At 62.3% G+C, this 26,511-nt stretch carries 21 protein-coding genes and 1 riboswitch; of the genes, 10 read left to right on the top strand and 11 right to left on the bottom strand.

Features of this window, described 5'->3' with window-relative positions; all coding sequences use genetic code 11:
- Positions 1-47: 47 nt before the first annotated feature.
- The 3 genes from DNK10_RS09320 to tkt form a co-directional block, all read right to left on the bottom strand.
- The gene (locus tag DNK10_RS09320; RefSeq protein WP_131191340.1) at positions 48-1,226 is read right to left on the bottom strand and encodes a phosphoglycerate kinase; all 1,179 of its coding nucleotides are present in this window, start codon (positions 1,224-1,226) and stop codon (positions 48-50) included.
- Between the two features lie 4 nt (positions 1,227-1,230).
- Positions 1,231-2,295: an erythrose-4-phosphate dehydrogenase gene (gene epd / locus DNK10_RS09315; RefSeq protein WP_131180051.1), complete on the bottom strand. Its 1,065-nt coding sequence runs from the start codon at positions 2,293-2,295 to the stop codon at positions 1,231-1,233.
- A 119-nt stretch (positions 2,296-2,414) separates the two neighbouring features.
- Positions 2,415-4,412 carry a transketolase gene (gene tkt, locus DNK10_RS09310; protein ID WP_131191339.1) on the bottom strand — a complete coding sequence of 666 codons (1,998 nt, stop codon included), beginning with the start codon at positions 4,410-4,412 and terminating at the stop codon, positions 2,415-2,417.
- Between the two features lie 270 nt (positions 4,413-4,682).
- On the opposite strand from tkt, the gene DNK10_RS09305 reads away from it, so the two are divergent.
- Positions 4,683-5,711 (top strand): ArsR/SmtB family transcription factor, encoded by a 1,029-nt coding sequence (locus DNK10_RS09305; RefSeq protein WP_131191338.1) that lies wholly within the window; start codon positions 4,683-4,685, stop codon positions 5,709-5,711.
- Complete coding sequence (gene metK, locus DNK10_RS09300) at positions 5,708-6,898, top strand: methionine adenosyltransferase (protein WP_131191337.1); 1,191 nt, start codon at positions 5,708-5,710, stop codon at positions 6,896-6,898. Before DNK10_RS09305 ends, metK begins: the two co-directional genes overlap by 4 nt.
- Positions 6,899-6,998: 100 nt before the next feature.
- Here the strand turns inward: metK and DNK10_RS09295 are convergent, their stop codons facing one another.
- Entirely contained in the window at positions 6,999-7,331 is a 333-nt protein-coding gene (locus DNK10_RS09295; protein WP_131191336.1) for a hypothetical protein, read from the bottom strand.
- 231 nt (positions 7,332-7,562) lie between these two features.
- Between DNK10_RS09295 and ligB the strand changes: the two genes are divergently transcribed.
- The gene (gene ligB / locus DNK10_RS09290) at positions 7,563-9,230 is read left to right on the top strand and encodes an NAD-dependent DNA ligase LigB (RefSeq protein WP_131191335.1); all 1,668 of its coding nucleotides are present in this window, start codon (positions 7,563-7,565) and stop codon (positions 9,228-9,230) included.
- A gap of 229 nt (positions 9,231-9,459) precedes the next feature.
- Here ligB and DNK10_RS09285 read toward each other — a convergent pair whose 3' ends face one another.
- Both DNK10_RS09285 and DNK10_RS09280 read right to left on the bottom strand, forming a co-directional pair.
- On the bottom strand, positions 9,460-9,849 hold the full coding sequence (locus DNK10_RS09285; protein ID WP_131180045.1) for an acyl-CoA thioesterase: 390 nt from the start codon (positions 9,847-9,849) through the stop codon (positions 9,460-9,462).
- Positions 9,850-9,967: 118 nt separating this feature from the next.
- On the bottom strand, positions 9,968-10,354 hold the full coding sequence (locus tag DNK10_RS09280; RefSeq protein ID WP_131191334.1) for an MAPEG family protein: 387 nt from the start codon (positions 10,352-10,354) through the stop codon (positions 9,968-9,970).
- Between the two features lie 157 nt (positions 10,355-10,511).
- A riboswitch (S-adenosyl-L-homocysteine riboswitch) is annotated at positions 10,512-10,594 on the top strand.
- Positions 10,595-10,616: 22 nt separating this feature from the next.
- Here DNK10_RS09280 and ahcY point away from each other — a divergent pair.
- The 3 genes from ahcY (at position 10,617) to ppnN (ending at position 14,689) form a co-directional block, all read left to right on the top strand.
- Positions 10,617-12,011, top strand: coding sequence for an adenosylhomocysteinase (gene ahcY, locus DNK10_RS09275; RefSeq protein WP_131191333.1), 1,395 nt, complete (start codon positions 10,617-10,619; stop codon positions 12,009-12,011).
- Between the two features lie 56 nt (positions 12,012-12,067).
- Positions 12,068-12,910, top strand: coding sequence for a methylenetetrahydrofolate reductase [NAD(P)H] (metF, locus tag DNK10_RS09270; RefSeq protein ID WP_131191332.1), 843 nt, complete (start codon positions 12,068-12,070; stop codon positions 12,908-12,910).
- Positions 12,911-13,315: 405 nt separating this feature from the next.
- The gene (gene ppnN / locus DNK10_RS09260) at positions 13,316-14,689 is read left to right on the top strand and encodes a nucleotide 5'-monophosphate nucleosidase PpnN (RefSeq protein WP_131180041.1); all 1,374 of its coding nucleotides are present in this window, start codon (positions 13,316-13,318) and stop codon (positions 14,687-14,689) included.
- Between the two features lie 119 nt (positions 14,690-14,808).
- Here the strand turns inward: ppnN and DNK10_RS09255 are convergent, their stop codons facing one another.
- The 3 genes from DNK10_RS09255 to DNK10_RS09245 form a co-directional block, all read right to left on the bottom strand.
- Positions 14,809-17,205 carry a TonB-dependent siderophore receptor gene (locus tag DNK10_RS09255; RefSeq protein WP_131191331.1) on the bottom strand — a complete coding sequence of 799 codons (2,397 nt, stop codon included), beginning with the start codon at positions 17,203-17,205 and terminating at the stop codon, positions 14,809-14,811.
- A gap of 95 nt (positions 17,206-17,300) precedes the next feature.
- Positions 17,301-18,248, bottom strand: a complete 948-nt coding sequence (locus DNK10_RS09250; RefSeq protein ID WP_131191330.1) for a FecR domain-containing protein — start codon at positions 18,246-18,248, stop codon at positions 17,301-17,303.
- 2 nt (positions 18,249-18,250) lie between these two features.
- Positions 18,251-18,751 carry a sigma-70 family RNA polymerase sigma factor gene (locus DNK10_RS09245; RefSeq protein WP_131180038.1) on the bottom strand — a complete coding sequence of 167 codons (501 nt, stop codon included), beginning with the start codon at positions 18,749-18,751 and terminating at the stop codon, positions 18,251-18,253.
- A gap of 93 nt (positions 18,752-18,844) precedes the next feature.
- On the opposite strand from DNK10_RS09245, the gene DNK10_RS09240 reads away from it, so the two are divergent.
- Both DNK10_RS09240 and rhlE2 read left to right on the top strand, forming a co-directional pair.
- Positions 18,845-19,591 (top strand): siderophore-interacting protein, encoded by a 747-nt coding sequence (locus DNK10_RS09240; protein ID WP_131191329.1) that lies wholly within the window; start codon positions 18,845-18,847, stop codon positions 19,589-19,591.
- A 252-nt stretch (positions 19,592-19,843) separates the two neighbouring features.
- Positions 19,844-21,688, top strand: a complete 1,845-nt coding sequence (rhlE2, locus tag DNK10_RS09235) for an RNA helicase RhlE2 (RefSeq protein ID WP_131191328.1) — start codon at positions 19,844-19,846, stop codon at positions 21,686-21,688.
- Between the two features lie 332 nt (positions 21,689-22,020).
- On the opposite strand, the gene DNK10_RS09230 is transcribed toward rhlE2, so the two are convergent.
- Together DNK10_RS09230 and DNK10_RS09225 are read right to left on the bottom strand one after the other, a co-directional pair.
- The gene (locus tag DNK10_RS09230) at positions 22,021-22,599 is read right to left on the bottom strand and encodes a YceI family protein (RefSeq protein ID WP_131180035.1); all 579 of its coding nucleotides are present in this window, start codon (positions 22,597-22,599) and stop codon (positions 22,021-22,023) included.
- Between the two features lie 61 nt (positions 22,600-22,660).
- A complete protein-coding gene (locus DNK10_RS09225) occupies positions 22,661-23,206 on the bottom strand; it encodes a cytochrome b (protein ID WP_131180034.1) in 546 nt (181 codons plus the stop codon).
- Positions 23,207-23,469: 263 nt separating this feature from the next.
- On the opposite strand from DNK10_RS09225, the gene DNK10_RS09220 reads away from it, so the two are divergent.
- Entirely contained in the window at positions 23,470-24,876 is a 1,407-nt protein-coding gene (locus DNK10_RS09220) for an adenosylmethionine--8-amino-7-oxononanoate transaminase (protein ID WP_131180033.1), read from the top strand.
- A 300-nt stretch (positions 24,877-25,176) separates the two neighbouring features.
- Positions 25,177-26,481, top strand: coding sequence for an OprD family porin (locus DNK10_RS09215; RefSeq protein ID WP_131180032.1), 1,305 nt, complete (start codon positions 25,177-25,179; stop codon positions 26,479-26,481).
- The last annotated feature ends 30 nt before the right edge of the window (positions 26,482-26,511 follow it).

Genomic DNA, 26,511 nt, shown 5'->3' with positions numbered 1-26,511 from the left:
ACAAGGGTAGTGACCGCCTGCAGCAGCCAAGGTTTAGCCGAATTGCCTTACTTGGCTGCGCGTTGCTGCAGCACTTCCACTGCCGGCAGCACCTTGCCTTCGACGAACTCGAGGAAAGCGCCGCCACCGGTGGAAATATAGGAAATGCGCGAAGCCACATCGTATTTGTCGATGGCCGCCAGGGTGTCACCACCACCGGCGATGGAGAACGCCGGGCTTTCGGCGATGGCCAGGGCCAGGGCCTTGGTGCCTTCACCGAACTGATCGAATTCGAATACGCCGACCGGGCCGTTCCACAGGATGGTCTTCGAGGCCTTGAGCAGATCGGCGAACTGCGCTGCGGTCTGTGGGCCGATGTCGAGGATCATGTCGTCGTCGGCCACATCGGCCACCGCCTTGACGGTAGCGGTCGCGGCTTCGGAAAACTCCTTGGCGACCACCACATCCACTGGCAGCGGCACGCTGACCTTGGCGGCGATGGCCTTGGCGGTATCGACCAGGTCGGCTTCGTACAGCGACTTGCCCACCGGGTAACCGGCTGCGGCGAGGAAGGTGTTGGCAATGCCGCCGCCAACGATCAGTTGATCGCAGATGCTGCTCAGGCTGTTCAGGACGTCCAGCTTGGTCGATACCTTGGAGCCGGCGACGATCGCCGCCATCGGCTGAGCCGGTGCGCCCAGGGCCTTGCCCAGTGCATCCAGTTCGGCAGCCAGCAGCGGGCCGGCGGCAGCGACCCTGGCGAACTTGGCCACGCCATGGGTCGAGCCCTCGGCGCGGTGGGCGGTACCGAAGGCATCCATGACGAACACGTCGCACAGGCCGGCGTATTGCTGGGCCAGCTCGTCGGCGTTGTTCTTTTCGCCCTTGTTGAAGCGTACGTTCTCGAACAGCACCAGATCACCGGCTTTCAGTTCGACGCCATTCAGGTAATCCTTGATCAGCGGCACTTCACGACCCAGGGCCTTGCTCAGGTAGTCGGCCACAGGCGCCAGGCTGTTCTCTTCGCTGAATTCGCCCTCGGTAGGACGTCCCAGGTGCGAACAGATCATCACCGCGGCGCCCTTCTCCAGGGCCAGTTTGATGGTCGGCAGCGCCGCGAGGATGCGCGCATCGCTCTTCACCACGCCATCCTTGACCGGCACATTGAGGTCTTCGCGGATCAGCACGCGTTTACCTTGCAGGTCGAGGTCGGCCATTTTCGTGATGTTTACGGAAGCTGCGGTCATTGAGTCAGTCCTTAACAGGGGCTGTTGAAAGGGAAGCGGCGGCATCGAGAAAATGCACGGCCATGTCGAGCATACGGTTGGCGAAGCCCCACTCGTTATCGAACCAGGCCAGCAGATTGACCAGGCGCGGCCCGGAAACCCGCGTCTGACTGCCGTCGACGATGGCCGAATGGGGATCATGATTGAAGTCGCAACTGGCGTGCGGTAACTCGGTGTACGCCAGCAGACCTTGCAGCGGCCCCTGTTCGGCGGCCTGACGCAAGATCCGATTGATCTCTTCGGCACTGGTATCGCGGGCGGTCTGCAAGGTGATATCCAGGCAGGACACGTTGACCGTCGGCACCCGAATGGCTTTGGCCTGAATTCGCCCGGCAAGTTCCGGAAGCAGCCGTTCGATGCCTCGGGCCAGGCCCGTGGAAACCGGAATCACCGACTGAAACGCCGAGCGCGTACGGCGCAGATCTTCGTCGTGATAGGCGTCGATTACCGGTTGGTCGTTCATCGCCGAGTGGATGGTGGTGATCGAGATGTACTCCAGCCCGATCGCCTCGTTGAGCACTTTGAGCAGCGGCACCCCGCAGTTGGTGGTGCAGGACGCATTCGACACCAGGCGTTCGGCGCCACTCAGGCGCTGCTGGTTGACGCCGTAAACCACGGTGGCATCGACATCGCTCTCGCTGGCCATCGGCTGCGACAGCAATACCCGCCGCGCGCCCGCCTGCAGAAAACGCTCGGCCTGCTCGCGCGTGGTGTATTGCCCCGAGCATTCGAGCAGCAGGTCGATATCCAGCGCCGCCCAGTCGACACCCTCCGGCTCGCGCTGGCGTAAGACACGCACGCGCTCGCCGTTGATGTGCAGGCAATCGCCAACTACCTTCACCTCACCGGGAAAACGCCCGTGGGTGGAGTCGAAGCGGGTCAGGTATTCGATGCTGGCCTGGTCGGCCAGATCGTTGAGTGCGACGATTTCCAGGCGCGCCTCGCCGGCACGTTCGTGCAGGGCACGCAACACGCAACGACCGATGCGGCCGTATCCGTTCAGAGCGACGCGGTAAGGGCGATAGGACATCGGAGATCTCGGATGAACCCGTAGGGTGGATCGCGCTTTATCGATCCACCGGGCGCTGTAACGGTGGATGAAAACGCATCGGCTGCGCGCCCCGATCCACCCTACGGCGTCGTTCTCACTTAAGCGTCGAACAGTTCTTCGGCGGTGCCGATGATGTTCTCGACGGTGAAACCGAAGTGCTCGAACAGCTCGCCGGCCGGGGCCGACTCACCGTAGGTTTCCATGCCGATGACGCGACCTTCGAGGCCGACGTACTTGTACCAGAAGTCCGCATGGGCCGCCTCGATGGCGATCCGCGACGTGACCTGCAGTGGCAGCACCGACTGCTTGTAGCCGGCGTCCTGCTGGTCGAAGACGTTGGTCGAGGGCATCGACACCACACGTACCTTGCGGCCCTGCTCGCTCAGCTTGTCGGCAGCCTGGATGGCCAGGCCGACTTCCGAACCGGTGGCGATCAGGATCAGCTCCGGCTCGCCGGCGCAGTCCTTGAGCACGTAACCGCCGCGGCTGATGGCGCTCTCGGTTTCGTGGTCACGCAGGTTATGCGGCAGGTTCTGTCGCGAGAAGATCAGCGCGCTCGGGCCATCCTTGCGCTCGACCGCATGCTTCCAGGCCACCGCGGCTTCGACGGTATCCGCCGGGCGCCAGGTATCCAGGTTCGGCGTGGTGCGCAGGCTGGTCAGTTGCTCGACCGGCTGGTGAGTCGGGCCGTCTTCGCCCAGGCCGATGGAATCGTGGGTGAACACGTAGAGCACGCGCAGCTTCATCAGCGCGGACATGCGCACGGCATTGCGGGCGTATTCCATGAACATCAGGAAAGTTGCGCCGTAAGGCACCAGGCCGCCATGCAGGGCGACGCCGTTCATGATCGCGCTCATGCCGAATTCGCGCACGCCGTAGTACATGTAGTTGCCCGAGGCATCCTCGGCGACCACCGGCTTGCAGCCCTTCCACAGGGTCAGGTTGGAACCGGCCAGGTCGGCGGAGCCGCCGAGCAGTTCCGGCAGCAGCGGGCCGAAGGCATTCAGGCAGTTCTGGCTGGCCTTGCGGCTGGCGATGGTTTCACCCTTCTCGGCCACGGCGCGGATGAACTCGCTGGCCTTGGCGGAGAAATCGGCAGGCAGATCACCGGCCATACGGCGGACGAACTCGTTGGCCAGTTCCGGGTAGACAGCGGAATAGGCAGCGAAGCGCTGATCCCACTCGGCTTCGGCGGCCAGACCGGCTTCCTTGGCATCCCACTCGGCATAGATGTCGGCCGGGATTTCGAACGGCGCGTGGTTCCAGTTCAGGGCAGCGCGAGTCAGAGCGATTTCGTCATGACCCAGCGCGGCGCCGTGAGATTCCTCTTTGCCCTGCTTGTTCGGCGAACCGAAACCGATGATGGTCTTGCAGCAGATCAGGGTCGGCTGCTCGCTCTTGCGCGCGGTATCGATGGCCATCTTGATTTCGTCGGCATCGTGGCCGTCGACGTTGCGGATCACCTGCCAGCCGTAGGCTTCGAAGCGTGCCGGCGTATCGTCGGTGAACCAGCCGTGCACTTCGCCATCGATGGAGATGCCGTTGTCGTCATAGAAAGCAATCAGCTTGCCCAGGCCCAGGGTGCCGGCCAGCGAGCAGACTTCGTGGCTGATGCCTTCCATCATGCAACCGTCGCCCAGGAAAGCGTAGGTGTAGTGATCGACGATGCTGTGGCCGTCGCGGTTGAACTGCGCCGCCATGATTTTTTCCGCCAGGGCGAAGCCCACGGCATTGGCGATGCCCTGACCGAGCGGACCGGTGGTGGTCTCGACGCCCGGCGCATAACCGTATTCCGGGTGACCCGGCGTGCGGCTGTGCAATTGACGGAAGTTCTTCAGGTCATCGATGGACAGGTCGTAGCCGGTCAGGTGCAACAGCGAATAGATCAGCATCGAGCCGTGGCCGTTGGACAGCACGAAGCGGTCACGGTCGGCGAATTTCGGGTTGGCCGGGTTGTGTTTCAGGTAGTCACGCCACAGCACTTCGGCGATATCCGCCATGCCCATCGGGGCACCGGGGTGGCCGCTGTTGGCTTTTTGCACGGCATCCATGCTCAGGGCACGAATGGCATTGGCACGCTCACGACGGCTGGGCATCGCTGAATCTCCTGCGGGGTGGCTGCCGGGGCAGCTAGGTCGGAAAAAGGCGGCCATTTTCGCCCAGCCACCCCCCGCGGGGCAATCACAGATGGTCGTTAGTCGAACGATTCCGGCGGATTTCCGGGAGAAAACCGTCCTGCCAGGCGAATGGGGCCTGATCAAGACCGTTCGGCAGCGATTCAAATACAACCTCGGCAGACACCAATATCAAAACTTTTTGATATTGGCCTTGCTGCACGAAAAATGACCGACTAGACTGCGCAACCTATGACTCTGCGTGCCTCCCAGCTCGATTTCGAGCCCGCCGACGCTCTTTCCGCCCTGTGCAAGGCCGCGGGCGATCCCCTGCGCCTGAACGTCCTGCGCGCCCTGGCCAATGATTCGTTCGGCGTGCTGGAACTGGCGCAGATATTCGCGATCGGCCAGTCGGGCATCAGCCATCACCTCAAGGTGCTGGCCCAGGCAGGGCTCGTGGCGACACGCCGGGAAGGCAATGCGATCTTCTATCGTCGCGCCCTGGCTCACGCAGAAACCGTTGGCGGCACACTGCATGGCGCCCTCCTCCAGGAAGTCGACCGGTTGACCCTGCCGGTACAGGTGCGCGAACGCATCGCCCAGGTGCATCAGCAGCGAGCCACTGCCAGCCAGGACTTCTTCGCGCGCAGCGCCGAACGCTTCCAGGCCCAGCAGGATCTGATCGCCGGGCTGCCGCAATACCGCGACAGCGTGCTGGCACTGCTCGACTCACTGGATTTCGCCACGACCGCCCACGCGCTGGAAATCGGCCCCGGCGATGGTGGTTTCCTGCCCGAGCTGGCGAGCCGCTTCGAACAGGTCACCGCCCTGGACAACAGCCCGGCCATGCTCGAACTGGCGCGCCAGCGCTGCGAGAAGGACGGTCTGGGCAACGTCCAGCTGCAGTTGGCCGACGCCTTGCTCGACGATTACCCCAGCGCCGACTGCGTGGTACTGAACATGGTGTTGCATCATTTTGCTGCGCCGGCCCAGGCACTGCGCAAACTCGCCAGCCAGGTCAACAGTGGCGGCAGCCTGCTGATCACCGAACTGTGCAGTCACAACCAGGGCTGGGCCCGCGATACCTGCGGCGATCTCTGGCTAGGCTTCGAACAGGACGACTTGGCCCACTGGGCCGTCTCCGCCGGACTGACCCCAGGCGAAAGCCTGTACGTCGGCCTGCGCAATGGCTTTCAAATTCAGGTGCGGCACTTCCAGCGCACTCCCCCACTCACGCACGTGGCCGACAGGCCCTCACTCGCCAGGACAACCGATAGATGAGCGAATACTCCCTGTTTACCTCCGAGTCCGTGTCCGAAGGTCATCCGGACAAGATCGCCGACCAGATTTCCGATGCCGTTCTCGACGCCATCATCACCCAGGACAAACACGCCCGCGTGGCCGTCGAAACGCTGGTCAAGACCGGTGTGGCGATCATCGCCGGCGAAGTCACCACCAGCGCCTGGGTCGACCTGGAGCAGATCGTTCGCGACGTGATCTGCAACATCGGCTACACCAGCTCCGACGTCGGCTTCGACGGCGCTACCTGCGGCGTGATGAACATCATTGGCAAACAGTCCCCGGACATCAATCAGGGCGTTGACCGCGCCAAGCCGGAAGACCAGGGTGCTGGCGACCAGGGCCTGATGTTCGGTTACGCCAGCAACGAAACCGACGTGCTGATGCCTGCGCCGATCCGCTTCTCCCACGCTCTGGTGGAGCGCCAGGCCGAGGCCCGCAAATCCGGCCTGCTGCCGTGGCTGCGCCCGGACGCCAAGAGCCAGGTCACCTGCCGTTACGAGAACGGCAAGGTAGTCGGCATCGATGCAGTGGTGCTGTCCACCCAACACAACCCGGATGTCAGCCTGAGCGATCTGCGTGAAGCGGTGATGGAGCTGGTCATCAAGCACTCCCTGCCAGCCGAGCTACTGCACAAGGACACCCAGTTTCACATCAACCCGACCGGTAACTTCGTGATCGGCGGGCCAGTGGGCGACTGCGGCCTGACTGGCCGCAAGATCATCGTCGACAGCTACGGCGGCATGGCCCGCCACGGTGGTGGCGCCTTCTCCGGCAAGGATCCTTCCAAGGTCGACCGCAGCGCCGCTTATGCCGGTCGCTACGTGGCCAAGAACATCGTTGCCGCCGGCCTGGCCGAGCGCTGTGAGATCCAGGTGTCCTACGCCATCGGCGTAGCCCAGCCGACCTCCATCTCGATCAATACCTTCGGCACCAACAAGGTGGCGGACGAGACCATCATCAAACTGGTGCGTGACGTGTTCGACCTGCGTCCTTACGCCATCACCAAGATGCTCGACCTGCTGCACCCGATGTATCAGCCGACCGCCGCTTACGGCCACTTTGGCCGCGAGCCGCAGCAATTGACCGTGGGTGACGACAACTTCACCAGCTTCACCTGGGAAAGGACCGACAAGGCCGCCGAGCTGCGCGCTGCTGCCGGCCTCTGACGCCCCGAGATGCCCGGCGAGAGCCGGGCAACGAGCACAAAAAAGCCTCCGTGGGCGCGATGTCCACGGAGGCTTTTTCACACCTGCAAGGCAGGTTTTCTTATTGCTGCTTACCGAACAGCGAGCCCAGCCCTTTCAGGGTTTCGGCAGCGGCGGTAATACCGTCAGCAGTCGAATCACCCTGGGCTTGCGGCGCGGCCTGCGCGGAAGCGGTGGCATTGGCACCCAACTGGTCACAGCTACCGTCGACCTGAGCAACGGTGTCGTTGACGGACTGGTTACCCAGCAGACCGGCCAGCTGTTTGACCTGAGCGATCTTCTCGGCATTGGCCGAAAGCTTCTGCTGGCATTTGAGCTGAGCATCTTCAGCGGCGTGAGCGAAGGAGCTGGCGAGAGCCAGGGCAGCAGAGCAGAACAGGATAGAAAGACGCATGAGACTCTAGACCTTCAGAAATGAGGCCCGGCTATGCCGTTCCCGCCGCCGGGCAAGTCCATTTGATGTGCGGGGTGTGAAACCTTATCACTGCCTTTGCTGTATCGACAAACTCATGCTTTCGGAAATGTCGTCCAGTCCCCATTTCGCCTCGGGAAAACCGGCAGTTGCGGCCTGCAGGTTCTGCGACTAGCCTGCAGAAATCATCGCCCGAGCAAGGATGCTCCGCCCATGAAATGCTGGATAGCTGCCGCCCTTCCCGCCCTGCTGGTCGCGCTTGCCCACGCCGACACATGCCCTGAACCGACAACCGCACACGATCGCCAACTCAGTGAGCTCGCCACCCGGGTGGCCCAATGGGACGATGCCTACCATCGCCAGGGTCGCTCGCTGGTCAGCGATGAACTCTACGACCAGGCCCGCGCCCGCCTGGAGCATTGGCAAAGCTGCCTGAGCGACACGCCCACGGCCAACCCACTGAGCGGCGCGGGTGGCCCGGTGCGGCATCCGGTCACCCAGACCGGCCTGCGCAAGCTGACGGATGAACGCGCAGTGACGCGCTGGATGGCCTCACGCCAGGCCTTGTGGATTCAACCCAAGGTCGACGGTGTGGCAATCACACTGGTTTACAGAGGCGGCCACCTGCAGCAGGTGATCAGCCGCGGGGACGGCAATACGGGCCAGGACTGGACGTCGCAGGCCAGCCGGATCGCCGCCATTCCCAAGCGCCTCACCGATAACAGTGAAATCGTGCTGCAAGGCGAGCTGTACCTGCAGCGCCCGGAGCATATTCAGGCCAAACACGGCGGCGCTTCGGCACGCAGTACGGTCGCGGGGTTGATGGCACGCCAGGATATGCAGGTCACCCAGGCGAACGGTATCGGGTTGTTCGTCTGGGACTGGCCCAATGGCCCGGCCGATATGCAGGAGCGTCTCGATCACCTGGAGCGACTGGGCTTTCACGACAGCCGCCACTACAGCCAGCCGGTCAGCAGCATTGCCGAAGCCCGGCAATGGCGCGAGCGCTGGTACCGCGCCCCACTGCCATTCGCCACCGATGGCGTGGTGCTACGCCAAGGCCAGCGTCCCTCCGGCGAACGCTGGCGGGCCGAGCCACCACACTGGGCTGCCGCCTGGAAATACCCGGCCAGCGAGGCCCTGGCGCTGGTCGAAAAGGTCGAGTTCAGCATCGGCCGCAGTGGCCGAATTACTCCGCTGCTGCGTTTGCATCCGGTGAAGCTGGACGACCGCACCATTCGCGTCGTCAGCGTCGGTTCACTGGAACGCTGGCAGCAACTGGATATCCGCCCGGGCGACCAGGTCGCCATTCGCCTTGCCGGACAAACCATCCCGCAACTGGACAGCGTGATAGTGCAAACGGCAACCCGCCCAGAACTCGACATTCCGCGTCGTGACGATTACCACCCGCTGAGCTGCCTGCGAGCATCCGACAGTTGCGCCAGCCAGTTCCAAGCCCGCCTGAACTGGCTCAGCAGCAAGCAGGCACTGAATCTGCCCGGTATCGGTGCCGGCACGTGGGAGAAACTACTACAGGCCCAACATATCGACAGCCTGCTCGACTGGCTTGAGCTCAGTGAAGAGCAGTTGCTCACGGTGCCAGGCATCGGCCAACAGAGCGCCGCCACTCTCAACCGTCGCTTTGCCGAAGCCCGGCAACGGCCTTTCAGAGACTGGCTTCGCGCCCTGGGCACGCCGATCGACCCGGATAACCTGGCCGCCAACGACTGGGCGCAGCTACAACAGCGCAACCTGGCCGAGTGGCAGAAGCTACCGGGGATCGGCCCAACCCGAGCCGCTCGGTTGCAGGCGTTTTTTCAGCACGAGGAGGTCGTAGCCCTGGCAGACCGCTTGCGCCTGGCTGGCGTCGAGGGCTTCTGAATCAGTAAGCATTGAAGGTCAGTCGCCCACACTGCCTGCCGTCCATCTCTTCACTACCGGTAAGCAAGTACCTGACGCCGAGCTTCCGGCGATTCGGGATCGACATCTGCGCAGGCGCTGAGTAGCAGGCACGTCAACAACAGGAAGGAAAGCGTACGTCATCGGTTTCGGGAAAATCCTGTATCACCAGTGCTGCACCAGCGGCCAAGACCTGTCGTTGTCGCAAGGCTCACTCCTTGAACTGATCCCTGATGTAGGTGATTTCGGTTTTGCCATGGGGTGCTGGCTGACCGCTTTCGTCGACATTGACGAAGACCATCTTGTCGATGGTAAGGATGCTCTTGCGGGTGATCTTGTTGCGCACTTCGCAGCGCATGGTGAGCGAGGTGCGGCCAAAGTCGGTCGCGGTGATACCCAGCTCGATGATGTCGCTCTGCCGCGCCGAGCTGGCGAAGTTGATCTCCGAAATCAGCTTGGTCACCACGCGCTGGCTGCCAAGCTGGATGATGGCGTAGATCGCCGCCTCTTCATCGATCCATTTCAACAGGCTGCCACCGAACAGGGTGCCATTGGGGTTTAGGTCTTCGGGCTTTACCCACTTGCGTGTGTGGAAGTTCATACGTACTCCTTGTACATCGCTATCGATTCGCGAGTCATGATCGCAAAGGGCGATCCCCTTGTCGCGGCAGGTGCTTCAATCGGTTCGATAAAGAAAGACCATGCCCACGATCAAACACTCAGGCCGCCACCACGAACAGGCTGACGATGATGCCCATGCCGACGAACCAGATCAGCGAACGCAGCGACGCCCAGTCAGCCAGGTAGCAGATCAGATACAGCACCCGACTGACGATGAAAACGACCGCGAGCGTATCCAGAGTCGCTTGCGCCGCGCCGCCGGCCAGGTGAGCGATGATCACCGCGGCGGCGAAGGTCGGCGTGGTTTCGAAACCATTGAGCTGAGCGCTGTTGGCGCGGGCCGCGCGGCCTTTCAGCGTACCGAGGAATGCCCGTGGATGATGGTTGTTTCTCGGCGTGAAACCGCCTCCCAGAGCCTTGGCCGCTACAGTGCCGAGATAGGGCAGGAAGACGGCGATCAGGACGCACCAATAGGCGAGTGTCATGGCAATTTTCCAACAGAGATGAAAGGAGACTGTAGCCTGCCGGTAACCCGTGCACGAATACCCGCTACATCTCGACGGAAAACCTTGGGCTCGCGTGCCGGCGCCGCTATAATCGCCGGGTTTCACGCACCCGGCACAGCCCGGTCGTGCCCGCCACCTGTCCGAGGGGCGCTGCAGCAGGGTTGACCTGTCAGGCTCGGATGGGGCGTTAACCAAACGCATCAACGGCGCCCATTCGCAGACAACGAATGGAGAGCTTTGTATGAGCGCTGCTTTTACCGACTATAAAGTCGCTGATATTTCCCTGGCCGACTGGGGCCGCAAAGAGCTGATCATCGCCGAATCCGAGATGCCGGCACTGATGGGCCTGCGCCGCAAATATGCCGGAGAGCAACCGCTGAAAGGCGCGAAGATCCTCGGCTGCATCCACATGACCATCCAGACCGGCGTACTCATCGAGACGCTGACCGCCCTGGGTGCCGAAGTGCGCTGGTCGTCGTGCAACATCTTCTCCACCCAGGATCAGGCCGCTGCCGCCATCGCCGCCGCCGGTACTCCTGTATTCGCCTGGAAGGGTGAAACCGAAGAAGAGTACGAGTGGTGCATCGAGCAGACCATCCTCAAGGACGGCCAGCCGTGGGACGCCAACATGGTGCTCGACGACGGCGGTGACCTGACCCAGATCCTGCATGACAAGTACCCACAGGTGCTGGAGAACGTCCACGGCATCACCGAGGAAACCACCACCGGCGTGCACCGCCTGCTCGACATGCTCAAGGCCGGCACCCTGAAAGTCCCGGCGATCAACGTCAACGACGCGGTCACCAAGAGCAAGAACGACAACAAGTACGGCTGCCGTCACAGCCTCAACGATGCCATCAAGCGCGGCACCGACCACCTGCTGTCGGGCAAGCAGGCGCTGGTCATCGGCTACGGCGACGTGGGCAAGGGTTCGGCTGCTTCGCTGCGTCAGGAAGGCATGATCGTCAAGGTTTCCGAGATCGACCCGATCTGCGCCATGCAGGCCTGCATGGATGGTTATGAACTCGTTTCGCCATACATCGACGGCCGCAATGACGGCACCGACGCCAGCATCGACAAGGCCCTGCTGGGCAAGATCGACCTGATCGTCACCACCACCGGCAACGCCAACGTCTGCGACGCCGGCATGCTCAAGGCGCTGAAAGCGCGCGCCGTGGTCTGCAACATCGGCCACTTCGACAACGAGATCGACACTGCCTTCATGCGCAAGAACTGGGCGTGGGAAGAGGTCAAACCGCAGGTGCACAAGATCCACCGCACCGGCGCCGGCCAGTTCGACCCGCGCAATGACGACTACCTGATCCTGCTGGCCGAAGGCCGTCTGGTGAACCTGGGCAACGCCACGGGCCACCCGAGCCGCATCATGGACGGTTCCTTCGCCAACCAAGTGCTGGCGCAGATCCACCTGTTCAACGGCAAGTTCGCCAGGCTGCCGGCTGGCGACAAACCTTCGCGCATCACCGTCGAAGTACTGCCGAAGAAGCTGGACGAGGAAGTGGCGCTGGAAATGGTGAAAGGCTTCGGTGGCGTGGTTACCCAACTGACTCCCAAGCAAGCCGAGTACATCGGTGTCACCGTCGAAGGCCCGTTCAAGCCGGACAGCTACCGCTACTGATAGGCGGTGCAGACCGCAGGCAACCTGCCTGCGGTCTGCAGCCTGAAGGAATTGCCATGTCTCAGAAACGCCCCAATGTCAGTTTCGAGTTCTTCCCGACGAAGACCGATGCCGGACACGAAAAACTGCTGAATACCGCTCGGGAGCTGGCCGGCTACAACCCGGACTTCTTCTCCTGCACCTACGGCGCAGGCGGCTCCACCCGCGACCGAACGCTGAATACCGTGCTGCAACTCGACGGCGAAGTGAAGGTGCCGACCGCACCGCACCTGTCCTGTGTCGGCGACAGCAAGGCCGAGCTGATCGAGCTGCTCAATCTCTACAAGAGTAAGGGCATCACCCGTATCGTCGCCCTGCGTGGCGACCTGCCTTCGGGCATGGGCATGTCCAGCGGCGAACTGCGCCATGCCAATGACCTGGTCGAGCTGATCCGTCACGAAACCGGTGATCACTTCCATATCGAAGTGGCTGCCTACCCGGAGATGCACCCACAGGCACGCAACTTCGAAGACGATATCGCCAACTTCGTGCGCAAGGCCAAGGCCGGCGCCAGCAGTGCGATCACTCAGTATTTCTTCAACGCCGACTGCTACTTCTACTTCGTCGAACGTGTGCGCAAACTGGGCGTCGACATCCCGGTGATACCGGGCATCATGCCGATCACCAACTACAGCAAACTGGCGCGCTTCTCCGACGCCTGCGGCGCCGAGCTGCCACGCTGGGTACGCAAGCAACTGGAGGCTTATGGTGACGACACCGACAGCATCCAGCGCTTCGGTGAAGAGATGATCACCGGCATGTGCGAACGCCTGCTCGAAGGCGGCGCACCGGGCCTGCACTTCTATACCCTCAACCAGGCCGCCCCCAGCCTGGCGGTGTGGAAGAACCTGCAAGGCTGATTGCCAGGGCCGCGAAAGTCAGAACTTTCGCGGCCCGCGTCTTTCCCAAGAACCTGTTCACAATCTGCTGCGCGTCGGCCCTGCTGCGTTAAAAACAGGCTCGGAATGCTCATTTACATCAGTAAACTCCGCTTCCTCGCCTGTTTTTGCCTTGCATGACTCTAGCTCGCTAGATCGTAAACAGGTTCTAACAGTCTGCTGAAAAGTCGGGCGAGGCAGCGGCAACGCCATCGCTTTCAACAGCCTGTTAACTCGGTACCCGTTGACCCGGAGTCCTCCGCTGGTCGACAGTACAGCGCCATTATCCGGACGCCCCATCATGGGTCACTATTACCGGGACTGAATTCTTTACCGCGCGATCAGCCAGGATCGGCTCGAGTTGTCGCGCTACCACGGGATGCCTGCATGCTCACTCGCCAGAAAATCAACGCCTCGGTCTCGCCCAAGGGCAGCCTGGAAACCCTCTCCCAGCGTGAAGTCCAGCAACTTCGCGAAACCGGATCCGGTAGCGTCTACGCCTTGTTCCGTCAGTGCGCCCTGGCGATTCTCAACACCGGCTCGCACAGCGACAACGCCAAGACGATCCTCGAGGCCTACCCGGACTTCGAAGTGAAGATCCACCAGCAGGATCGCGGCATTCGCCTGGAGCTGATCAACGCTCCAGCCGATGCTTTCGTCGACGGGGAGATGATCGCCAGTACCCGCGAGATGCTGTTCAGCGCCCTGCGCGACATCGTCTACACCCAGAGCGAGCTGGAAAACAAACGTGTCGACGTGGACAGCTCCAGCGGCCTGACCGACTACGTCTTCCACCTGCTGCGCAATGCCCGCACCCTGCGTGCCGGCGCCGAGCCGAAGATGGTGGTGTGCTGGGGCGGCCACTCGATCAGCACCGAAGAATACAAGTACACCAAGAAGGTCGGCCACGAGCTGGGCCTGCGCGCTCTGGACGTGTGCACCGGCTGCGGCCCGGGCGTAATGAAAGGGCCGATGAAAGGTGCCACTATTTCTCACGCCAAACAGCGCATCATCGGCGCCCGCTACCTGGGCCTGACCGAGCCGGGCATCATCGCCGCCGAAGCACCGAACCCGATCGTCAACGAACTGGTGATTCTGCCGGATATCGAAAAGCGCCTGGAGGCCTTCGTCCGCGTCGGCCACGGCATCATCATCTTCCCCGGTGGCGCGGGCACGGCCGAAGAGTTTCTTTACCTGCTCGGCATCCTCATGCATCCGGACAACGCCGAGCTGCCCTTCCCGCTCGTGCTGACCGGGCCGAAGAGCGCCGAGCCCTACCTGCAGCAGCTGCATGCCTTCATTGGCGAGACCCTCGGTGTCGAGGCGCAGAACCGCTACGTGCTGATCCCCAACGACCCAACTGAAGTGGCCCGCCATATGGCGGCTGGCATCAAGGCGGTGGAGCAGTTCCGCCGCGAGCGTAACGATGCCTTCCACTTCAACTGGCTGCTGAAGATCGATGAGAGCTTCCAGCACCCCTTCGAGCCGACCCACGAAGCCATGGCCAGCCTCAACCTGACCCGCGAGCAGCCGGTACACGAGCTGGCCGCCAACCTGCGCCGCGCCTTCTCCGGCATCGTCGCGGGCAACGTCAAGGACAAGGGCATCCGCCTGATCGAGGAGCATGGACCCTACGAACTGCGCGGTGAAAAAAGCATCATGCAGCCTCTGGATCGCCTGCTGCAGTCCTTCGTCGAGCAGCACCGCATGAAACTGCCCGGCGGCACTGCCTACGAGCCGTGCTATCGGGTAGTCAGCTGACAGCGGCATAAGACCGTAGGGTGGACAACGCGAAGCTTGTCCACCGCTGAGCGGTCAGCCAGCCCGTAACCTGGATGAACGAAACGTTACTCCAAGCCGAAAACCGCGCGCGATCGAGCTCAGAAGTCGTAGCGCGCACTCAGGTTGAAATTGCGCGGCTCACCCCAGGTATAGAACAGCCCCTGAGCGTTGAAGTTGGTCACGCCGGAGAAGTACTGCTTGTCGAAGAGGTTGTTGACGTTGGCGCTGACACTCAGTTGCTCGCTGACCTGGTAACGACTCATCAGATCGAACAACCAGTAGGCCTCCTGCTGCAGCCTGGCCTGGTCTCGGCTGGTGGAAATGCCGCTCTGCCAGCGAGTCGCGGCGCCGACGGTCAGCCCCTGCAGGGCACCATCTTCGAAGGCATAGGTGTTACCCAGCTTGAACTGGTGCTGTGGATTGCTGCTGGCGCTATCCAGCGTGCTGCTGTTCATCACGTAGCTGCCCTGCGCCTGCCAGCCGGGTGCCAGCTCCCCGGACAACTCCACCTCGTAGCCGCGCGTTATGGCGCCGGCCACGGCGCGGTAGGCGGTTTCGCCAGAGGGCGTCAGACCCACCACTTCGGCTTCGTTGTCCACCCGCATCCAGAAGTGGGCGATACTGGCATTCAAACGCCTGTCGAAGAACTCGCCCTTGGCGCCGACCTCGTAGGTCAGCCCCTCCTTGGGCGGCAACGAGCTTTCGTTCATGTCCTTGCTGCTTTGCGCCTCGAAGATGCTGGCGTAGCTGGCATAGAGGGAAACATGGGGGCTGACATCCACGACCAGACCGGCGTAGGGTGTCACCACGCCGGTTTCACGCATGTCGTAGTTGTACCAGCTGATATCGGTGACATCCTTCTGCTGGTAGTCGGTGGTGCGCACACCGACGATCAGCTTGACCGGGTCGGCCAGGCTGAAACGGGCGGCACTGTAGGCATAGCGGCGTTTGCGGCTGAACCGGTCATCCGAATAGGTCAGGCTGCCCCAGTCGATCTGCGGAATGGCGCCGCCGCCCTGGGCATATTCGATGCCAAGCGCACCGAGCGACACGTTGCTGCCCGCACCGCGCAGCAGGGTCGTGCGGTTCTTCGACAGGCCAGCACCCACCAGCAGGTCATGCTCACGGCCGAACAGCTGGAACGGCCCCTGCAGATCGAGGCTGACGCTCTCGTTGCGATCCTCGATGTCCTTGTAGGCGCCGTACTGAACCTGGCCGGGCAAGGCGAAGCGCAGCGAGCCGATGAGCATCTCGGGCGTCTCGATGCGCTCTTGAGCGACCTGCAGCTTGGCCGTCCAGCCATTGGCGAAACTGTGCTCCAGGCGCGCGAACAGGTTCAGCGAATCCTGTTCGTAACCGGCCCAGGGCGCCCCGATGTTGAAGGATCGCGACATACGTGGCACCGCGTTACCGTTGCCGTCGAAGGCCTGGATTGGCGTGGTGCCGGCCGCGCCGCGCAGCTCGCGCTGTTTGTAGGTGACGCTTACGCCGAGCAGAGTATCGGGCGTGAGATCGTACTCCAGCGTACCGTAGAACAGCGAATTGCGGTTCGTACGGTGGTCGAGGAAGCTGTTGCCATCCTTGTAAGCGGCGACCATGCGTCCACGCAGGCTACCATCGGCACTCAGCGGGCCGGACACATCGGCGTCGCTGCGATAGGTATCCCAGCTGCCAGCGCCAGCCCGCACGTTGGCCTGGAAATCAGCGGTAGGTCGCTTGCGGATCAGGTTGATCGTGGCGCCATAGGCACCGTCACCATTGATCAGCCCGGACGAGCCCTTGAGCACCTCGATACGGTCGATTTCCGCCATGTCGTCCAGGGAATACATGATGTGGCTGTTCCAGCCCCAGCCGCTGGTGAGCTGACGATTGCCGTCGGTCTGCAGGTTGACGCTGGAGCCACGCACAGTGAAGTTGGTCATCTCGGCCTGGCGCTCCACCGTCACACCTGGCGTTTGCGCCATCACGTCGGCCAGGGTCTCCAGCTTGAAGTCGTCCATCCGTTGGCGCGTCATCACGGTGACCGACTGCGGTGTTTCGCGCAGGCTGAGGTTCAGGCCGGTGGCGGTGCTACTCGGGCCTACCTGGGTGTAGCTGCCGGTGCCTTCGGTCGAGGAATCATGGATCGAGGTGCTGCTGACATTCGTCGCCCCCAGCTCCAGTGCACCGCTCTCTGCCCGAGGGCTCAGCACGTAGATGCCATCACCATGTCGCAGCGCCCGCAGACCGGAACCGGCCAGCAAGGCGGCAAGCCCTTCCTCGATGCTGAACTGGCCATGTAACCCTGGGGCACTCAGGCCTCGGGTCAGTTCGGGCGCGAACTGCAGGGTCACACCGGCTTCGGCAGCGAAACGGTTGAGCGCCTGGGTCAGGCTGCCTGCCTCGATCTGATAATGAGCTGGCTGCTGGGCGAGCGCACTCGATGAGTGAGCGCCCAGGGCAGCGGCCAGCAGGGAAAGCGCCAGCAACTGCCGGGCTCCTTTGGTGTGTTTCATCGCATCGACATCCTGTGTTGTGAGCAGATTTATCTGTTCAGGACTGACGAGACGAAAAAAGGGGCCAACAATGTTTCGTATTCGCATCGAGATGCTCAGCGGGCGCTTACCGTTACCCAGTAACGCGTGCGCTGCTCGACCCGCACCGGCAACGTGTGCGGCAAGGCAGCGAGAATGGCGTCGATATTGCTCAGCTGGAAAGTGCCGCTGATGCGCAGATTCGCCACCTCGGGCGCATGACGCAGCCAACCGGAGCGGTGGCGATTCAGTTCGCCGAGAAAATCCTCCAGTGGCATGTCATCGGCGATCAATTGCCCACGCGTCCAGCCGACGGCATCTTCGTTGACTGCGCTGATCAGGCCAGGGCCTTGCCCACCGAAGCTCACCTGCTGCCCGGCAGTGAGCGTCAGGCTGCCTCCTCGCTGCTGGTCGATGCGTACCACACCGTCGAACACCGCGAGCCGGGTCAGACCCTGCTCCTCCAGGCGCCGAACGGAGAAACGTGTGCCGAGCGCCTGCATCATCCCCTGGTCGGTTTCGACGCGCAGCGGTCGAAAGCCGACATGCTGCGCATCGGCACCGCTGTCGACGAGAACCTCACCCTGGCGCAATACGATCAGTCGCTGCTCCCGGTCGAAACGTACATCGATGGCGCTGCCGCTGTTGAGGTGAACCTGACTGCCGTCCTCCAGCACCAGACGGCGACGCTCGCCGACGCCGGTACGCTGGTCGGCGAGCCATGGCTGGCGATCACTCAACCGATAGGAGGCATAGCCGAGCGGCGCAGCCGCCGCCAGCAACAGCAGGCTCTTCAGCGCCCGACGCCGTTCACGACCCAGGGTGTTCATCGCCAGCGCGGGTGGCAGCAGGCCGAGCCGGTTCTGGACCTGGCGCACGCGCTGCCAGGCCCGCTCATGCTCGGGGTTGGCCTGGCGCCAGCGCTCACAGTCGCGCAGTTGCTGCTCGGCCGCTTCGCCACTGTGCAGAAGCATCAACCAGTGTGCGGCCTGGCGAGCGACCTCGTGATCGATTCCGGCGTCCATGCTCACTCCACGTACAGCACACAGGCCTCGAAGGCCTGGGCCATGTAGCGCTTGACCGAGCGCTCGCCAATGTCCAGGCGCCGGGCGATCTGCGCGTAGTTCAGGCCTTCGAGCTGGGACAGCAGGAACACCTGGCGCACCAGCGGACGCAAACGGGCGAGCAGTCGGTCGACCTGCTCCAGGGTTTCCTGAATCAGCACCAGCTCCTCGGCGGACAGCGCCACCTCTTCAGGCCAGGCGGCCAGGGCCTCCAGGTAGGCGCGCTCCAGCGACTGGCGGCGAAAATGATCATGTACCAGATGGCGACCGATGGTCGCCAGATAAGCGCGCGGGCGCTGCAAATCCGGCAGTGCACCAGCCTTGTGCTGGACGCTGAGCAGGCGCACGAACACGTCCTGGGCAAAATCGGCAGCCTGGCTGGAATTGCCGACTCGCCGGTACAGCCAGCCCTGCAGCCAGGAACTGTGCTCGCGGTACAACCCGCCCACGATGTCGTCGCTCATCCGTTACCCCCATGCTGGAAGGCGAAGACATTAAGTGATAATAATTCTCACATCAATCGGCAGCGATCACTGCCGTCGCAACAGGAGAATTCAATGCCACGCCCTGCTCCCCGCACCCTGCGGGTCATTTCATCCGCTCCAGTCACCCCGCACATGCTGCGCATCACCCTGGGCGGCGCGGAAATAGACAGTTTCCCCGCCGATCAGGAAAGCGCCTACATCAAACTGATCTTCCCCGCCCCGGACAGCGACAGAACACTGATGCGCACCTACACCGTGCGCCACCAACGCTCTGACCAGTTCGACGTCGACTTCGTGCTGCACCATGACGCTGGCCCCGCTGCCGAATGGGCGAAGAACGCCAGGCCGGGCGACAGCATCGTGGTTGGCGGCCCCGGCCCGAAGAAGCTGGTGGACAACAGTGCCGACTGGTTCCTCATCGTCGGCGATATGACCGCACTGCCGGCAATCAGCGTCAACCTCGAACAATTGCCGGCCGACGCCCGCGGCCATGCCGTGATCGAGGTGATCGACGAACGCGACATCCAGCCGCTACGCCACCCGGATGGCATCCGCCTGCATTGGCTGGTCAACCCGCACCCCGGCGAAGACAGCCAGTTACTGGTCAACCAGGTACGCCAACTGGACTGGCTACCGGGCCAGCCAAGCATCTGGGCCGCCTGCGAGTTCACTGCCATGCGCGCCCTGCGTCAGCATTTCAGGGAGGAGCGCCAGGTCGAGCGCAAGAGTCTGTATATCTCCAGCTACTGGAAGCTCGGCAGCAGCGAAGATCAGCACAAACTGGCCAAACGCGAGGATGCCGACGCCCTGGGCGAATGACCCATATCGCCACTCGTTCTGGATACCGGCGGATACCCGTATCCAGGCAGGTGGCCGAGGTGTACGGAAGCCGGTCGGCGGCAAGTTGTGCCCATTGCCCGCAATCCTGTTACACTCGGGCCTTCCCGCCAGGCTTGCGCCCGGATGCTGCCCCCAGAGGCCAGCAGTACCGGACGGGATTGCGCGCCCCACGTGCGATTCAAGCCAGGCACTACACCTATAGGGCCACGCCCTCACCAGACAGGATTGCACATGTCCTTTGCCTCCCTCGGTCTCTCCGAGGCTTTGGTCCGCGCGGTCGAAGCCGCCGGCTACACCCAGCCCACTCCGGTGCAACAGCGGGCCATCCCCGCCGCGTTGCAAGGTCGCGACCTGATGGTGGCGGCCCAGACGGGTACAGGTAAGACAGGCGGTTTCGCCCTGCCGATTCTCGAGCGACTGTTCCCCAACGGTCACCCGGATCGCGAACAGCGCCACGGCCCGAAACAGCCACGCGTGCTGGTGCTTACGCCCACCCGCGAACTCGCCGCCCAGGTGCACGACAGCTTCAAGCTGTATGCCCGCGATTTGAAATTCGTCAGCGCCTGCATCTTCGGCGGCGTTGGCATGAACCCGCAGATACAAGCCCTGGCCAAGGGTGTCGACGTGCTGGTGGCATGCCCGGGCCGCCTGCTCGACCTGGCCAACCAGCGCGCCATCGACCTCTCGCACGTGGAAATCCTCGTGCTCGACGAAGCCGACCGCATGCTCGACATGGGCTTTATCCATGACGTGAAGAAGGTGCTCGCCAAACTGCCCTCCAAACGGCAGAACCTGCTGTTCTCGGCAACCTTCTCGAAAGACATCACCGATCTGGCCGGCAAGCTGCTGCACAACCCGGAACGCATCGAAGTCACGCCGCCGAACACCACGGTCGAGCGCATTGAGCAGCGCGTATTCCGCCTGCAGGCCAGTCACAAACGCGCCCTGCTCGCGCACCTGATCACCGCTGGCGCCTGGGAACAGGTATTGGTGTTCACCCGTACCAAGCATGGCGCCAACCGCCTGGCCGAGTACCTGGACAAGCATGGCCTGCCGGCCGTGGCGATTCATGGCAACAAGAGCCAGAACGCCCGTACCAAGGCCCTGGCCGACTTCAAGGCGAACAAGGTGCGCATCCTGGTCGCCACCGACATCGCCGCCCGCGGCCTGGATATCGACCAGTTGCCACACGTGGTCAACTTCGAGTTGCCCAACATCGAGGAAGACTACGTGCACCGTATCGGCCGTACCGGCCGTGCCGGGCGCAGCGGTGAGGCGATTTCCCTGGTCGCGCCGGACGAGGAGAAGCTGCTCAAGGGCATCGAGCGGATGACCAAGCAGAAGATCCAGGACGGCGATCTGCTGGGCTTCGATGCCAGCAAGGTCGAGGCCGAGCGCCCGGAAGTGCGCGAGCCGCAGAAACCACGCCCGCCACGCGGCGCCAAGCCGGATGGCGAACGCCACGGCGGCGGCCGCAAGGACAAGGGCAAGGATGGCGGCAAAGCCAAGACCCAGAACAAAGCCAGGCCCGCTCGTGAGCAACAAGCGCGTGGTTCGGCCAGTGCCAACGCGCCAACCGTGCCTACGTTGCCTCCGGATCGCGCGCCGGACGAGTTCCGCGATGACGAGATCGACAATTTCGGTAACCGTGTCGACTACGTAAGCCCGAACCAGAACAATGGTCAGGGCCGTGGTCGTCGTCCCGGTACCGCCGGTAGCGGCCCAAGCGCCAGCAACGGTGTTGGCCAGGGCCCTCGTGGTCAGGGTAAAGGCCCGCGTAGCGGCGGTGCAGGTGCGGGCAAACGTCAGGGCCAAGGCCAGGGCGCTGGCAAGGGTCGTGGCGGTGCGGGCAGCCGTGGTCGCGGCCAGCAGCGCGATACCACTACCTCGCTCAACCGTGATGAACTGCCGCGTCAGGAACCTGCCGTACGCAGCAACCGCGACAAGCAGCCGGTCATCGTGCACAAGACTTCGCGCAGCGACCGCCTGCCGACGCCTGAGCAGCTCGATCAGCTACAAAGCAGCCGCCCACGCGGCGAGAAGCCAGCCCTGCTGACGCGCAACCGCGACAGCTGAGCATTGGCTCATTGAAAACGCCGGCCAAGTGCCTAATGCCGATCAGATAAGGTTTTGTATGGAGCCGGGGGCACCTACAGATGAGCGGCAAACCGCCGCCCGTGTAGGAGCGTCGTCCTCGGCGCGATACGATGGTGGCCATCCTGCAAAATCCGCGGCGTGCTCACTATTCGCCGCGGGGTCGCGGCTCCTACAGGGCCAGGACAAACCGCCGTTTTGCGGGCCAAACGCTTAACTGACTGGCATTAGGCCAAGTGCCGGCGTTTTCATGTGCGAAGCCCGGAAACGACAACGCCGGCTGGGAGCCGGCGTTGTCGTAACTCGCGTCAGGCTTACTTGCGCACACCTTCCACGGAGATGATCAGCTCGACTTCCTGCGCAGCAGGGCCCAGATCCTTCTCGATGCCGAAGTCTTTCAGCTTCAGCTTGGTGCTGCCTTCGAAACCAGCGCGATAACCGCCCCACGGGTCGTCGCCCTGACCAATGAACTTGGCAGCGATCACCACCGGATTGGTCACGCCATTGAGGGTCAGGTTGCCGGTGATGTCTGCTGCGCCTTCACCGGTGGACTTGACCGCGGTCGACTCGAAGGTCGCGGTCGGGTTCTTGCTGACGTTGAGGAAGTCGGCGCTACGGATGTGTTTGTCGCGCTCGGCGTGGTTGGTATCGACGCTTTCGGTCTTCAGGGTAACGTTGACCTTGCTGGCCTCCGGGTTCTTCTCATCGAAGCTGAAGCTGCCGTCGAAATCCTTGAACGTACCGTACAGCCAGCTATAGCCCAGATGGCTGATCTTGAAATTGACGAAGGCGTGCTGGCCTTGCTTGTCGATAGCGTAATCGGCAGCCATTGCATTGCCTGCACTCAGCAGTGCGGTACCCAGCGCCAGTGCAGCGAAAGTCTTCTTCAACATGGGAACTCCTTGTGAGATGAAATGGACGGCGTAGCGGTGCAACGCCGAAACAGCTGGAGGATCAACGCCCGAAGATACGCACCAGAGTACGATCACGGTCGATGAAATGGTGCTTCAGTGCAGCCAGACCATGCAGGACGGCAAAAATCACGATAGCCCAGGCCAGGTACTCATGGATCAAGCCGGCGACATCGCTCTGGTTGGGAATACTGGTCACGCTTGCCGGCACGTCGAACAGACCGAAAACGCTGATGGCCCGGCCATCGGCCGTGGAGATCAGGTAACCGGAGATCATCAGCACGAACAGGCCGAGGTAGAGAAAGCCGTGGCCCAGCTTGCTGGCGATCCGCGTCAGCCGGCCATGCTCAGGCAGCGCTGGCGGCGGCGGGCTGATCCAGCGCCACAGCAAACGGGCTGCCATGACAATGAACAGCAGGATGCCGATGCTTTTGTGGATGTTCGGCGCGGTCTGGTACCAGCCGCTGTAGTAGCTCAACCCGACCATCCAGTAGCCGAGGCCGAACAGACCGAATACGGCAATGGCGACCAGCCAATGCAGGGAAATGCTGACAAAACCGTAACGAAACGCCGAATTACGCCACTGCATGGCCTGATCCCGGAAAGTGAGTGGAGAGAGATTAGCAACAAACCTATCGACTAAAAGCAGAAATTACTGCTTTGAAATATCGAGAAAAACGATATCTCGAATGGCATATTGCAGCCAAATCGCATTAGTGAAATCTGCCATCACAGAGTTCAACGGCTCGTCGTAAGCGGTCGATTTCAATGGATCAGCGGAAGGCGCGATCACAAAACGAAGACCCGGTTCATCTGATAGGCTTGCCCGCTGATGATTGGGAGAACACCTTGATGAGCCTGAACCACCACTGGATGCAGCGTGACCTGGAAGTCCTCTGGCACCCTTGTACACAGATGAAGGATCACGAGCGCCTGCCGCTGATTCCAATCCGCCGCGGCGAAGGCGTCTGGCTGGAAGACTTCGAAGGCAAGCGCTACCTCGATGCGGTCAGCTCCTGGTGGGTCAACGTCTTCGGCCATGCCAACCCGCGTATCGGCGAGCGCATCAAGGAGCAGGTCGATACGCTCGAACACGTGATGCTGGCCGGCTTCAGCCATCAGCCGGTGGTCGAGCTGTCCGAGCGCCTGGTGCGTATCACCCCGCCAGGGCTGAACCGGGTGTTCTACGCCGACAACGGCTCCTCGGGCATCGAGGTGGCGCTGAAGATGAGCTTCCACTACTGGCTCAATAGCGGAAAAGCGGCGAAAAAGCGCTTCATCACCCTGAGCAACAGCTACCACGGCGAAACCGTGGCAGCGATGTCGGTAGGCGACGTGGCGCTGTTCACCGACACCTACAAGGCATTGCTGCTCGACACCCTCAAGGTACCCAGCCCGGATTGCTACCTGCGCCCGGACGGCGTGACCTGGGAAGACCACTCGCGCACCCTGTTCGCCCTGATGGAACAGACCCTGGCCGAACACCATCACGAAGTCGCAGCCGTGATCGTCGAACCACTGATCCAGGGCGCTGGCGGCATGCGCATGTACCACCCGATCTACCTGACCCTGCTGCGCGAAGCCTGCGATCGCTATGGCGTGCACCTGATCCATGACGAGATCGCCGTTGGCTTTGGCCGCACCGGAACGATGTTCGCCTGTGAGCAGGCCGGCATCACGCCGGATTTTCTGGTGCTGTCGAAGGCACTCACCGGCGGCTACCTGCCGATGGCGGCCGTACTGACCACCGACGATGTCTACAGCGCCTTCTACGACGATTACGCCACCCTGCGCGCCTTCCTTCACTCGCATACCTACACCGGCAACCCGCTGGCCTGCGCGGCGGCCCTGGCGACCCTGGATATCTTCGAGGAAGACGGCGTGATCGAGGCCAACAAGGCACTCGCCAGCCGCATGGCCAGCGCCACCGCACACTTGACGGATCATCCGCACGTGGCCGAGGTGCGCCAGACCGGCATGGCCCTGGCCATCGAGATGGTGCAGGACAAGGCCGGCAAGGTCGCCTACCCCTGGCAGGAGCGACGCGGCCTGCAGGTGTACCAGCACGCCCTGACTCGCGGCGCGTTGCTGCGCCCGCTGGGCAGCGTGGTGTATTTCCTGCCGCCCTACGTGATCACCGAGGAACAGATCGATTTTCTCGCCGAAGTCGCCAGCGAGGGCATCGATCTGGCCACCCGTACATCGATCAGCGTGGCCACCGGTGATAACCGCTACCCAGGCTTTCGCGATCCGGGCTGAGTGCGTGGCGGCAAGGATGCCCAACACGCCGGTGCACAACAGATATCCATCAAGCCGGAACAACGTCAGCATGTTGCTGCTGATCGTGTTTGCTCACTGAATCGGTCGGATTCAGACGCCTGATTGTCGCTCTCACTTATCATCCATATCCACGCGCCCTTACCATAGGCTGAGGCATGGTCTCGCTGGGCCAGGGCTCGCAACTTTTAACCAGCGGACAAGCCCGCCTGAATCATTAAATAAGGAACGACACTCTTTTTCTGCCGCCAACGATAGCTAAAAGCAAATGGAGAGCAAGCAATGTCATTCAGCAAAAAATCATTTCTGGCACTAGCCATAGCTGCGACTACGGGCTCCCCTATGGTCATGGCCAGTCAGGCCGAAAGCCAGGGCTTTATCGAAGACAGCCATCTGGACTTCCTGACCCGCAACCTGTACTGGCACCATGACGGCCATGGTGGCGGTGCCGACAACCGAGAGTGGGGCCAGGGCTTTCGCCTCGATTACACATCCGGCTACACCCAGGGCACCGTGGGTTTTGGCGTGGATCTGAGTACCTATGCGCTGATCAAGCTGGATGGCGGCCGAGGCTACTCGGGCAGAGCCGGGGTACTGGTGCCGGACGGCGAGGGTAGCCGTGACGAGGCCAGCTCGGCGGGGGCGGCGGTGAAGATGCGCCTATCCAACACCGAATTGAAATATGGCAACAACCTGCGTCCCTACAACCCGGTATTCGCGCCGGCCGACGCCCGCCTGGTACCCAGTACCGCCACCGGCTTCTGGCTGACGAGCAGCGAACTGGAAGGCCTAGCTCTGGAAGCGGGCCACTTCACCGCAGCCAAGGACTTTAACAGCACCAACAACGACGACGACTTCTACGCGGCTTACGCGGGCGTGAGTACCGACACGGTGGACTTCGTCGGCGGCAATTACACGATCAACGACAACCTCAGCGTCAGCCTCTACGGCGCCGAGTACAAGGACATCTGGCGCCAGTACTATGCCAACGCCAACTACACCTACGCACTGACCGACGAGCAGAGCCTGAACTTCGACTTCAACATCTATCGCTCGGATGACGAAGGCCGCAAGTTGGCTGGTGAAATCGATGTCACGGCCTGGTCGTTCGCCGCGGCCTATACCATCGGCGCGCACACCTTCAAACTGACTCACCAGCAAATCGACGGCGACCAGCCGTTCGACTACCTGGGAATGGGCCCGGGCACCTACCATGACTCCATCTACCTGGCCAACTCCTCGCAACTGGTCGATTTCAACGGCCCGAACGAGAAGTCCTGGGGTCTGTTCTACGACCTCGATTTCACCAGCTACGGGGTACCCGGCCTGAGCTTCCACGCACGCTATATCCGCGGTACCGACGTCGATGGCAGCAAGATGGATCAGAACAGCCCCTATGCCTATTACGCCGACGGCGAAGACCACTGGGAGCGCGACCTCGCCGTTGGCTATGTCGTGCAGAGCGGTTCGGTCAAGGATCTGTCGGTGCGTCTGCGCCAGGCCACTCACCGCATCGGCAATGGCAAGTCGGACGTTTCCTCCGACCAGGTTCGCCTGATCGTCGAATACCCACTGAATATCTTCTGATACGACCTGGCCGGGGGCATCCCGGCCAGC

The organism is Phytopseudomonas daroniae, assembly GCF_004327275.1.
Lineage (GTDB): Bacteria > Pseudomonadota > Gammaproteobacteria > Pseudomonadales > Pseudomonadaceae > Aquipseudomonas > Aquipseudomonas daroniae.
The sequence above is the reverse complement of the archived record's forward strand: the minus strand, read 5'-3'. Positions and strand labels throughout refer to the sequence as shown.